This window comes from Saccharopolyspora sp. 7B (assembly GCF_020177435.1).
GTDB lineage: Bacteria > Actinomycetota > Actinomycetes > Mycobacteriales > Pseudonocardiaceae > Saccharopolyspora_C > Saccharopolyspora_C gregorii.
Map to the genome: position 1 here is coordinate 1 of NZ_JAIUKC010000225.1, position 11,327 is coordinate 11,327.

At 74.3% G+C, this 11,327-nt stretch carries 10 protein-coding genes and 1 pseudogene; 6 read left to right on the plus strand and 5 right to left on the minus strand.

What is annotated here, in order from left to right; genetic code table 11:
- Positions 1 to 1,067: pseudogene (locus tag LCD33_RS27195) on the minus strand (hypothetical protein); the annotation flags it as partial.
- 258 nt (positions 1,068 to 1,325) lie between these two features.
- Between LCD33_RS27195 and LCD33_RS27200 the strand changes: the two are divergent.
- The gene (locus LCD33_RS27200) at positions 1,326 to 1,775 is read left to right on the plus strand and encodes a MaoC family dehydratase (protein ID WP_224968281.1); all 450 of its coding nucleotides are present in this window, start codon (positions 1,326 to 1,328) and stop codon (positions 1,773 to 1,775) included.
- Between the two features lie 75 nt (positions 1,776 to 1,850).
- Here LCD33_RS27200 and LCD33_RS27205 read toward each other — a convergent pair whose 3' ends face one another.
- The 3 genes from LCD33_RS27205 to LCD33_RS27215 form a co-directional block, all read right to left on the minus strand.
- Positions 1,851 to 2,804 (minus strand): hydroxymethylglutaryl-CoA lyase, encoded by a 954-nt coding sequence (locus tag LCD33_RS27205; protein WP_224961847.1) that lies wholly within the window; start codon positions 2,802 to 2,804, stop codon positions 1,851 to 1,853.
- A complete protein-coding gene (locus tag LCD33_RS27210) occupies positions 2,801 to 3,319 on the minus strand; it encodes a PH domain-containing protein (protein ID WP_224961849.1) in 519 nt (172 codons plus the stop codon). Before LCD33_RS27210 ends, LCD33_RS27205 begins: the two co-directional genes overlap by 4 nt.
- An 89-nt stretch (positions 3,320 to 3,408) precedes the next feature.
- Positions 3,409 to 4,233: a biotin--[acetyl-CoA-carboxylase] ligase gene (locus LCD33_RS27215; protein WP_224961851.1), complete on the minus strand. Its 825-nt coding sequence runs from the start codon at positions 4,231 to 4,233 to the stop codon at positions 3,409 to 3,411.
- 335 nt (positions 4,234 to 4,568) lie between these two features.
- Here LCD33_RS27215 and LCD33_RS27220 point away from each other — a divergent pair, with 335 nt between their 5' ends.
- On the plus strand, positions 4,569 to 6,473 hold the full coding sequence (locus LCD33_RS27220; RefSeq protein ID WP_224978433.1) for a Xaa-Pro dipeptidyl-peptidase: 1,905 nt from the start codon (positions 4,569 to 4,571) through the stop codon (positions 6,471 to 6,473).
- A 63-nt stretch (positions 6,474 to 6,536) separates the two neighbouring features.
- Here the strand turns inward: LCD33_RS27220 and LCD33_RS27225 are convergent, their stop codons facing one another.
- Positions 6,537 to 7,673, minus strand: coding sequence for a S1 family peptidase (locus LCD33_RS27225; protein WP_224961853.1), 1,137 nt, complete (start codon positions 7,671 to 7,673; stop codon positions 6,537 to 6,539).
- A gap of 418 nt (positions 7,674 to 8,091) precedes the next feature.
- Between LCD33_RS27225 and LCD33_RS27230 the strand changes: the two genes are divergently transcribed.
- From LCD33_RS27230 to LCD33_RS27240, 4 genes are all read left to right on the plus strand, one after another.
- Entirely contained in the window at positions 8,092 to 8,706 is a 615-nt protein-coding gene (locus LCD33_RS27230; protein ID WP_224961855.1) for a nucleoside triphosphate pyrophosphatase, read from the plus strand.
- A 142-nt stretch (positions 8,707 to 8,848) separates the two neighbouring features.
- Complete coding sequence (locus tag LCD33_RS29695) at positions 8,849 to 8,926, plus strand: putative leader peptide (protein ID WP_373690059.1); 78 nt, start codon at positions 8,849 to 8,851, stop codon at positions 8,924 to 8,926.
- 164 nt (positions 8,927 to 9,090) lie between these two features.
- Entirely contained in the window at positions 9,091 to 10,422 is a 1,332-nt protein-coding gene (locus LCD33_RS27235; RefSeq protein WP_224978432.1) for a dicarboxylate/amino acid:cation symporter, read from the plus strand.
- Positions 10,423 to 10,553: 131 nt separating this feature from the next.
- On the plus strand, positions 10,554 to 10,925 hold the full coding sequence (locus LCD33_RS27240; RefSeq protein WP_224961859.1) for a DUF1707 domain-containing protein: 372 nt from the start codon (positions 10,554 to 10,556) through the stop codon (positions 10,923 to 10,925).
- Positions 10,926 to 11,327: the final 402 nt, after the last annotated feature.

An 11,327-nucleotide genomic window follows, 5' to 3' on the forward strand; every position in this document is an offset into this window, starting at 1 on the left:
CCGCGGCGCCGGGCCAGGGGATCCAGGCCTTGGGCGGCCATCGGCAGCGGGCGGGGGGGGGTGGCCGGGGCGACCGGGAGGTACCCGATCGGGAACTGGTGGAGCATGAACGCGACCGCTTCCTTGCGGTCGCCCTGGCGCGGCCGGACCGGGTCGGCGGGCGGGCGGACCTGCCGCGCGACCGGATCGCCCTGGCCGGGGCGGGGGCCCGCGTGCCGGGGCGGGGCCGCCCCGGCGCGGGGGGGGGGGGGGCGGGGGGGGGGGGGGGGGGGGCCCGGGGGCCCCCCGGGGGCCCGGGGGGGGGGGGGGGGGGGGGCGGGGGGCGCGGCGCCGCGCCGGACCTGCTGGGGTTGCCGTCCTCGGTGGTCCGGCCGGTCCTGCTGGCCGGGGCGGTTCGGAGGGCCCTGCCTGCCGGGCCGGGCTTGGTGGACCTGCTGGTTCTGCTGGCTCCCCTGCCCCGGTTGCCCCTGCTGGTTCTGCTGGCTCCCCTGCGCCGGCTGCCCGTGCTGGGCTTGGTTCCCCTGCTGGATCGGCTGTCCCTGCTGGGCTTGGTGGCCTTGTTGGCCCTGCTGGCTCTGCTGGCCCTGCTGAGCTTGATTGCCCTGCTGGATCTGCTGGCCCTGGTCGCCCTGCTGCCCCCGGTGGTTCTGCCACCCCTGCTGCGCCTGCCGGGCCTGCGCGCGCTGCCCGTGCCCGCCCGGCCGCCCCTCGGGGGACTGCTGCCCCGGCCCGAAGCGGTCCGGACCGTGCCCCGCGCGGATTCCGCCCGCCTGCCCGGAATTCGCGCCGAACCCGTCGGACCGCGGTCCGCGAGCGGCGGAATCGCCGCGGCCCTGCGGCGGGGCGGAAGACCAGGCCTGGCGCACCGGGTGCGGCGCGGTCACCGACGCGGGGTCCACCCCGTCCGCGACCCAGCCCGCGGCGAGCGCGCCGGACCCGGCCGCTTCGACCGTGACGGGGCCGGTGTGGTCGGCGTCGCCGCGCCACCGCGCCCGCTCGATGCCGCCGGAGTGCTCGTCCCGCGCCGGGGAGCCGTGCTTCCGGACGTCCTCGTGATCTCCGCTCATGGCCGCACCGACCCCGTCCGGGGGAGTGCCTGCCGTCCTCGCGGGCGCCGATGTCGAGCGGCGAGCTCCTCGGCGTGCGCGCTATCGGTGGCCACCGCCACTCCCCCTTCCGCAGTCGAGGCGTCGGCGGGCGCGTCCGGCCGCCCCGCGTTCCGGGACGCGCCCATGCGGTCGATGGTTCCACGTCGATCCTGCCGCACCGGAGCCGGATCGGGCACCGCGCACCACCCGGCCCGGGCGTCCTGCGATGATCCGGGCATGGCGGGTATCGCGTACGAAGACCTCGAACCTGGCCGGGTGTTCGACCTGGGTTCGGTGCTGATCGACCGGGACGAGATGGTGGCGTTCGCGCGCCGCTTCGACCCGCAACCGTTCCACCTGGACGAGGAGGCCGGCGCGCAGTCGGTGCTCGGCGGGCTGTGCGCGTCCGGTTGGTACACCTCGTCGCTGTGGATGCGGGCCTACGTGGACCACGTGCTCGCCGGGTCCACTTCGCAGGGTTCGCCCGGCGGCAACGAGCTGTCCTGGGCGGCGCCGGTGTTCCCGGACGACGAGCTGCGGTTCGGCATGACGGTGAACAGCAGGCGGCTGTCGAAGAGCAGGCCGAACCTGGGCCTGGTGGAGATCACCGGCACCGCGGACCGGGACGCCGACCGCATCATGCGCTTCACGTTCCTGGCGATGTTCGGCACCCGCGAGCAGTCCTGACGCGGTTCGCCTCCGGACTCGACCGCGCCGCGGGCGAGCGCCGAGCCCTCCGCGCGCGGGCCCGAGCACGGCGGCCTAGGCCCCGGTGAGCGCCTTGACCACGCGGGACGGGCTGGGGCGGCCCAGCTGCTCGGCCATCCACGCGCTGGTGGCGGCGAGCGCCGCGAGGTCCACGCCGTGCTCGACGCCGAGCCCGTCCAGCATCCACACGAGGTCTTCGGTGGCGAGGTTCCCGGTGGCGGACTTCGCGTACGGGCAGCCGCCCAGCCCGCCCGCCGACGAGTCCACTATGGACACCCCGTGCCGCAGCGCCGTCCAGGTGTTGGCCAGCGCCTGCCCGTAGGTGTCGTGGAAGTGCACCGCCAGCGACCCCACCGGCACCCCGGCGGCGGTGAACGCGCGCAGCACCGCCTCCACCTGCCCGGGCGTCGCCACGCCGATCGTGTCGCCGAGCGAGAGCTGCCCGCAGCCCATCTCCAGCAATCGGCGCCCGGCGGCGACGACCTGTTCGACGGGCACCGGCCCCTCCCACGGGTCGCCGAAGACCATCGACAGGTACCCGCGCACGGCGAGGCCCTCGTCGGTGGCGCGGCGCACCACCGGCTCGAACATGGCGAACTGCTCGTCGAGCCCGCGGTTGAGGTTGCGGCGGGTGAACGACTCGGTGGCGGCGGCGAACACGGCCACGTCGGCGACCCCGGCGTCGAGGGCGCGGTCCAGGCCGCGGGAGTTCGGCACCAGCACGGGGTAGCGCACGCCGTCCCGGCGCTCCAGCCCGGCGAGGACCTCGGCGGCGTCGGCGAGCTGCGGCACCCACTCCGGGCGCACGAAGCTGGTGGTCTCCACGATCCGCAGGCCCGCGTCGGCGAGCCTGCGCAGGAACTCCAGCTTCACCTCGACCGGCACCACGGCCTGCTCGTTCTGCAGCCCGTCGCGCGGCCCGACCTCCCAGATGGTGACCGCGGCGGGCAGTTCCCCGGGCTCCGGCGGCGGGACCCGGTCCGGCAGGCCGACCTCCAGCGCGCTCATCGCCGCTCCCAACGGTCCTGGTCGTCGTGCTCGGATTCGTCGTTGACCTCGCGGTAGAGCAGGGTGTGCACCCGCTCGACCTTGGGGATGTCGTCGAACTCCAGCGGCTCGTCGGAGGCGGATTCGACGATCAGCGTGCCGCAGCCGAAGAACCGGTCCACCAGGCCGTGGCTGAACCGCACGCTGTTGATCCGCCACATCGGGATGTCGACGCCGGTGCGGGTGAAGACGCCCTCGCGGACCATCAGCCGCCGCGAGGTGACCACGAAGTGGGTGGTGCGCCAGCGGATCAGCGGTGCCAGCGTCCACCAGATGACCAGCACCGCACCGACGGCGGCGAGCGCGATCCACACCGGCACGTTCCAGGTCAGCGGCGCGGCCAGCGCGGCGGCGTACGAACCGGCGCCCACCACGACGAGGAACAGCACCACCGGCAGGACGAGCATCTTCCAGTGCGGGTGGGTGTGCACCACCACGTACTCGTCCTCGCTCAGCAAACCGTCCGGATACGCCACCGGAGAATCCCTCCCTCGATCACCAGGCGCTGATCACGCTACCCGCCCGGCTACCCCGCCGAGCGTCCCTCGATCAGGCGGGCCGCAGTTCAGCGCGGACGCAGGTGCACCACGTCGCCCGCCGACACGGGGGTTCCCGCGCCGTCGGCGCCGCGCACCACCAGCCTGCCGTCCGGGTCGACGCCGGTGGCGGTGCCCAGCAGGTCGTTCCCGCCGAGCTCCACCCGGACCTGCTGGCCGACGGTGCCGCACAGCCGCTGGTAACGGTCCAGCAGGCCGCCGGCCAGCACGTCGCCGCCGTGCTCGCGCCACAGGTCGTCGACGGCGGCGAGCGCGGTCAGCAGCCGCACCGCGAAATCCTGCCGGTCCACGTCGGCACCCTGCTCGGCGAGCGAGGTGGCGGGCAGCCCTCCCGCGCCGGTGGGCAGCTCACCAGGGCCGTGGTGCACGTTCACGCCGATCCCGAGGACGATCGCCAGCCCGTCCGCGGTGCTCACGGCCTCGGCGAGGATGCCGGCGCCCTTGCGCCAGGTGTCGCCGCCGCCGAGCAGCAGGTCGTTCGGCCACTTCAGCGCGGCCGGCACCCCGCACGCGTCGCGGACCGTCTCGGCGAGCGCGATCCCGGCCAGCAGCGGCAGCCAGCCCAGCGCGTCCTGCGGCACCGGAGCGGGCCGCAGCACGGTGCTCACGTGCAGGCCGTAGCCGCGCGGCGAGATCCAGGTACGCCGCATCCGGCCGCGCCCGGACTGCTGCTCCTCGGCGAACAGCACGGTGCGGTCCGGGGCGCCGGCCGCGGCGGCCGCGGACAGGTCGGTGTTGGTGGAGCCGGTCACGGTGACCACGTCGAGCTTCGCGTACGGACCGTCGTCGACGAGCCGCCTGCGCAGCTCCGCCGCGTCGAGCAGGACAACCATGGCCCCAGGTTACGAGGGCGCGGCGGGGCGGCCGCGGCGGAGTGCGCCGCGGCCGCGTCGAACGACACCGCGCAGGATGCCCGGCCGAACCTCCGACCTGTGGCGGGCGACCGGACGCCGCACCTCCCGGCGAGCGCCCGCCCTTGCCCGTCGAGGTGGCCGCGCCCCGCCCGGCGGGCCTCGCGGCGCCACACTTTCGGCCGTGGCACGGCGTTGATCTCGGCGCTTAGGGTTCCGCGAGATCATCGGAGGTGACCGTGCCGACTTCCCGTTCCCCGCGCCCCGGAATCCGAGGGTGGCGTGCCCTGGCGGCCGTACTCTGCGGTGCGTTGCCCGTGCTGTCCGCGACGCCCGCCGTCGCCGCCCCCCCACCGCCCCCGGCACCGAGTCCTGCCGCGGCCGCGGCACCGCGCAGCGAACCGGTGTCCGCCGAGGAACCCGTGCGCGAGACCACGTGGGTGGACACCGGCCTGGACGGTGACGCGGACGGCGCGACCGATCGGGTCGCGGTGGACATCGCGCGGCCGCGGACCGACGGGCCCGTCCCGGTGATCATGGATGCGAGTCCGTACTACTCGTGCTGCGGCCGCGGCAACGAGAACGAGCTCAAGACCTACGACGACCAGGGCCGGCCGGTCGGGTTCCCGCTGTTCTACGACAACTACTTCGTGCCGCGCGGCTACGCGACGGTGCTGGTGGACCTGGCGGGCACCAACCGCTCGCAGGGCTGCGTGGACGTCGGCGGCCCGTCCGACGTGGGCTCGGCGAAGGCGGTGGTCGACTGGTTGAACGGCCGCGCGAAGGGCTACGACGCGGCCACCGGCGGCGCCGAGGTCGGTGCGGGCTGGTCCACCGGCGCCGTCGGCATGATCGGCAAGTCCTACGACGGGACGATCGCCAACGGCGTCGCCGCGACCGGTGTGGCGGGCCTGCGCACGATCGTGCCGATCGGGGCGATCAGCTCCTGGTACGACTACTACCGCTCCGACGGCGTGTCCTTCGGCGCGGACCCGCGCGGGCTCGCCGAGACCGTCGAGGAGGGCGGCCGGCCGGAGTGCTCGGCGGTCAAGCAGCGGCTCGACGAGGGCGCGCCCGCCAACGGCGACGTCACCGACCTGTGGGCCGAACGCGATCACGTGGCCGACGCCGCGAACGTGCGGGCCAGCGTGTTCGCCGTGCACGGCCGCAACGACCTCAACGTGAAGATGATCCAGTTCGGGCAGTGGTGGGACGCGCTGGCCGCGAACGACGTGCCGCGCAAGGTGTGGCTGAGCCAGACCGGCCACGTCGACCCGTTCGACTTCCGCCGCGCGGAGTGGGTGGACACCCTGCACCGCTGGTTCGACCACGAGCTGCTCGGCATGGACAACGGGATCGACGCCGAACCGGCCGCCAGCGTGGAACGCGCCCCGGACGAGTGGTCCGACGAGGCGTCCTGGTCCGGCGAGTCCGCGGCCGCGACCACGCTGCACCCGGTCCCCGACGACACCGACGGGCTCGGCGGGCTCACCTCGGAACCGGCCCCGGCCGACGCGCGCGCCGCGTTCACCGACGACCCGGCGCAGGACGAGTACGACTGGGCGCGCGAACCCGACCAGGCCTCCCCGGCCCGCGCGCTGTTCACCAGCGCCCCGCTGGAGCAGGACCTGCGGCTGGCAGGCACCGGCTCGATCTCGGTGACCGCGACGCCCGCGACGCCGACCGCGCACCTGTCGGCGGTGCTCGTCGACTACGGCCCCGCCACCACGCGGGACGCGCTCGGCGAGGGCGAAGGCATCCGCACCCTGGACTCGGAGTCCTGCTGGGGCGAGAGCCGCGAGGGCGACGACGCCTGCTACCGGGACACCGAGGCCACCACCGCGGACGTGGACTACCAGGTGCTGTCCCGCGGATGGGCCGACCTGGCCAACCACGAGTCGCTGTCCCAGGAATCGCCGCTGGCACCGGGCACGCCGTACGAGATGACGTTCCGGCTGGCCACCACCGACCACGTGATCCCCGCCGGGCACCGGCTGGGACTGGTCGTCGGCGGGACCGATTCCGCGTTCATCCAGGCTCCGGCCGAACCGGGCCGGGTCGAGGTCGGGCTGGCGGGCACCTCGGTGTCGCTGCCGGTCGTCGGCGGCGCCGCCGCGGTCCGGGACGCGGGACTCGACCGCGCCCCGACCGGGACGGCCGCGGTCCGCCCGGATCGGCTCCCCGCCGAACCGCGGGTGCTGCTCAACCGCGACGGCGCCTGACCCGGAACGGGACGAGCGGCCCGTTCGCCCGATGCGCTCGGTCGAACGCCCCCCTCCCCCGGATCAGTTCGTGACGAGGCTCAGGCCGTAGGCGCTGAGTGCTTCCCCGACCGGTTGGAAGTACGTGGTGCCGCCGGACGAGCAGTTGCCGGACCCGCCCGAGGTCATGCCCTGGGCCGAGTTGCCGCTGATGAACGAACCACCGGAGTCACCGGGCTCGGCGCACACGTTGGTCTGGGTGAGCCCGCTGACCGAGCCCTCCGCGTAGCGGACGGTCTGGTTCAGCGCCTGCACCGAACCGCAGTGCCAGCCGGTGGTGGAGCCGGAGCGGCACACCGAGGACCCGGTCGGCGCGGTGCTGTGCCCGGAGACGGCCCGGCCGCTGCCGTTGTACATGTTCACCAGGCCGCGGGCGGTCCAGTTGCCGTTCGCCGACACCCACGCGTAGTCGTTGCCGGGGAACGAGGACCCCTGGAACGAGCCGAGGGCGACCTGGTTGTAGCCGGAGGCGGAGGTGCCGCGGGTCCCGCAGTGCCCGGCGGTGACCATGCCGGACGCGCCGCTGGAGGTGCGCACCGGGAAGCCGACCGAGCAGCGCCCGCCGCCCATGTAGTAGGCGTCGCCGCCGACGAGGTCGTAGAGCGTGCGCGGCGCCTCGGTGACCTCGTCGACCCGCACCGGCGCGTTCCCGGTGGTCTCGGCGAGGTAGCCGTCGGTGGCGGCGTCGCGCAGCGCGGCCTGCACGTCGACGACGACGGTGTTGGCCCGTTCGTCCACGTACCAGCCGGTGATGGACGCCGGGGCGGACGCCTCGGCGCGGTCGAGGGCGGCGACGGCGGCGTCGAGCTCGGCGCTGCTGTGCCGCACCACCCGGGCGGTGGCGCCGGCTTCCTCCACTTCGGCGATCTTCGCGGCGTCGGTGACGCCGACGACGAGCGCACCGCTCGCCGCGTCGAAGTAGGCGCCGCCGAAGCTGCCGCCCAGCGATCGGCTCAACGTCTCGTCGAGCCGCCGTGCGGTGTCCTCCTGCGCGAGGCGGGTGCGGGCCTGCTGCTCGGTGAGGCCGAGGTCGCGCTGCACGGCGGCGAGCAGGTCGGGGTCCAGCGGCGAGGCCGTGACGGCGGGACTGATCGCCGCGGTCGCGGTGCCCGCGACGAGCAGCGCGGCGCTCGCCAGGCGAAGGGTTCGCTTCCGGCTCATCTTTCGATCTCCCTCGATATCCGGTGCTTGCGGAATAGGGCGAGCCGCGCGGCGGGGCGTGATCGGCGCTCCGGGGACGCGCGGGGCCAGGCGGACGGGGGGCGTCCGCGCTGGAGGAGAGCGGTGTCCGGCCCGCGGGCCGGGAGGAGGCGTGGATCCACTGCGAAGGGGTGGAACCGGCGAGGAGAGCTCCCCGCCCGCGGTCTCGTCCGGCCGTCGCCGGAGGTGTCCGCGAGAAGGACATTAGGAATCTTCCACCTGAACCAGGCACCGCCATTAGAGCTATGGCATTCCCTGTGAACGCACGAAACCGCACCGCACAGGCTTGCGGCTCGGCCGTTCGGCCTGTCCGGGCGACGCCGAAGCGGGCAACGGGCCGCCCTCAGGCCCCGCCGCGGGGCGCGGCTACAGTCGCCGCGTGCGCTTCGTCCTCGCCTCCGCGTCCCCCGCCCGACTCGCCGTGCTGCGCGCCGCCGGGATCGATCCGGCCGTGCAGGTGTCCGGCGTGGACGAGGACGCGGTGGCCGCCGCGCTGCCGGACCCGTCGCCCGCGGAGCTGGTGACCGCGCTGGCGCTGGCGAAGGCCGACGCGGTGCTGCCGGAGATCGGCGGGGAAGCGGTGGTCGTCGGCTGCGATTCGATGCTGTCCATCCACGGCGAGGTCGTCGGCAAGCCGCACGACCCGGAGATCGCGCTGAAGCGCTGGCGCGCGATGGCCGGCGGCAGCGGCGAACTGCTCACCGGGCACGCGGTGGTGCGGCTGCGCGACGGCGAGGTGGTGTCCCGGGCGCACGCGCACAAGACGACGGTGGTGCGCTTCGCCGAACCGAGCGAGGCGGAGCTGGCGGCCTACGTGGACTCCGGCGAGCCGCTGCGGGTGGCGGGCGGGTTCACCTTGGACGGCCTCGGCGGCTGGTTCGTGGAGGGCGTGGACGGCGACCCGTCGAGCGTGATCGGCATCAGCCTGCCGCTGACCCGCGCCCTGCTGGCCGAGGTGGGCGTCGGCGTGGCGGAGCTGTGGCAGCGCTCCTGATCTCCGGGAGTGACCGCTCCGGCGCGGTTCGTGGCCGAATTCCGCCGGGTGGGCCGAATTCCGCCGTTCCGCCGGTGAACGCGAACACAATTCGGTTAATTCGGGATGGTCTGGACCGAACCGCGGGTTAGAACTGTCCGCGATGGGAGCTCAGCGGCGTTACCTGACTTCACGCCTGCACGTCGATCTGCGACGGCAGGCCAGCAGCGCTTGTCCCTGAGCGGGCGGCGAACCCCGGTCCCGCGCCCGCGGCGCGCTCCGGCACCGACCTGATCCGCGCCGATTCCGGCCGATCGCACCGCCCCCGCACCTCCCCGCCCGGGCGAAGCCCGCGAGCGATCCTCCCCGGCGCGTCCCGCGCCACCCGGACCACGCAGTCAGGAGATGCCCGTGTCCACCTCCCCCGAGCCCGAACGGCGACGACCCCGGTTCAACCCGCGGCTGTTCGCCGTCGCGGTCGTCGCCTCCCTGGTCGTCGGCGCGCTGCTGGGCTGGATCGCGAAGGCGACCGACGCCCAGTGGCTGATCACGACGCTGGACACGATCGGCTCCACGTTCACCAACCTGCTCACGTTCACCGTGCTGCCGCTGATCTTCACGGCGATCGTCGTGGGCATCACGAGCCTGCGCTCGGTCGGCGGCGGGCGGACCGCGGCCCGGCTCGGCGGGAAGACCGCGCTGTGGTTCGCGATCACCTCGCTGATCGCCGTGGTCATCGGCCTCGCGGTGGGAAGGCTCGTGCAGCCCGGACAGGGCCTGGTGCTGGAACCCGACCCGGAGCGGCTGAAGTCCATCGGGGAGAAGACGCAGGGCTCCTGGCTCGACCTGATCAACGGGCTGATCCCGAGCAACCTGGTCAGCGCCTTCTCCGAGGGCGAGACGCTGCAGGTGGTGTTCGTGGCGCTCATCATCGGCGCCGCCGCCTACAGCCTCGGTGACACGGCGAAGCCGTTCGTGGACTTCAACCGCTCGCTGTTCGAGGTGATCCAGCGGGTGCTGGGCTGGATCATCCGGCTCACCCCGATCGGCACCCTCGGCCTGATCGGCAACGCGGTCGCCACCTACGGCAACGAGTTCTTCGCCCCGCTGCTCAAGCTGATCGGCGCCACCTACGCCGGCTGCGCGCTGGTGCTGTTCGTGGTGTACCCGGTGCTGCTGCGGTTCGTGGCGAAGGTGAGCCCGGCGACGTTCTTCGCGAAGGCGTGGACGGTGCTGCAGTTCGCGTTCGTGTCCCGCTCCTCCGGCGCGAGCCTGCCGCTGAGCAGGCAGACCGCCGAGAACCTGGGCGTCAGCAGCTCGTACGCGAACTTCGCGGTGCCGCTGGCCACCACGACCAAGATGGACGGGTGCGCGGCGATCTACCCCGCGGTCGGCGCGATCTTCATCGCGAACCTGTTCGGCATCCAGCTGGGCGTCGTGCAGTACCTGACGATCGTGGCGGTGGCCGTGTTCGGCTCCATCGCCACTGCCGGGGTCACCGGCTGGTTCACGATGCTCACCCTCACCGTGAGCGCGCTCGGCTTCCCGCCGGAGGTGGTGGCGACCGGCATCGCCGTCGCCTACGCGGTCGACCCGATCATGGACATGGCGCGGACCGCGACCAACGTGGCCGGGCAGATCGTGGTGCCGACCGTCGTCGCCCGCGGCGAGGGCCTCATCGACGACGAGGTGCTCAACGCCCCGTCCGACCCGCCGCTGCTGACCGCCAAGGCGTGATGCTCCGGCCGCTCGTCCCCGTGCCGGCACGCGGAGGCCCCCCCCCCGCCCTCCCGGCCGGACGGGCCGTTCGCCCGGTAGGTCCGGTCCGGGACGTCGGCGCCGGGAAGCGCGGGCCCTAGGATGGCGGAGTGCGTGCGAGGGACCGGAAACTGCGGATCGGCGATGCCGAACGCGAAACCGCGATCGCGCTGCTCGGCGAGCACCTGACCTCGGGCAGGCTGGACCTCGTCGAGTACGACGAGCGCTGCGCCCGGGTGGTCGCGGCCCGCAGCGGCGACGACCTGGACGCGCTGTTCCGGGACCTGCCCGACACCACGCCCGCGAGCGGCGCGACCTGGGCTCCCGGCAGGCGACCGGCCCGCACCCGGCCCCGGGCGGAAGTGCTGCTCGGCCTCGGCGGTGCCGCTCTGCTGCTGGTGCTGGTCGTGGTGACCAGGGACCTGTGGCTGCTCGGTTTCCTCGCGATCTTCCTCATCGCCTGGGTGGCCCGCAGGCGGTGACCGGCGCCGCCGGCTGGCGAGAACCAGCCAGTTCCCGCCGCACGCCGGGGTTCCCGCACCCGGCGCCCGAACAGCGGCACCCCGCTCCCCCGCTCGGCCCGGTGCCGGACGAACGCCTCGTCCGAGCGCCCGAACCGGGCCGACGGGCCGGTCACCCGGGCGATCTCCGCGCGGCACGCCCCCGGAGTTGCCCCGGGCGGGCCGCCGCTTTCGTTACGGTGAAGCCCATGCAGAGCTCGCGGACCGCCTCGGCGCGGAACGGCCGGACGTCGGCCATGCGGCTGGGCGGGGTGTGCGCTGCGGCGCTGCTCACCCTCTCCGGATGCGGTTTCCTCCGCTCCGAGCCCGCCGCGGAGACGCCCGCACCGCCGCCACCCGTGCCGCACACCCCCACCACCAGCA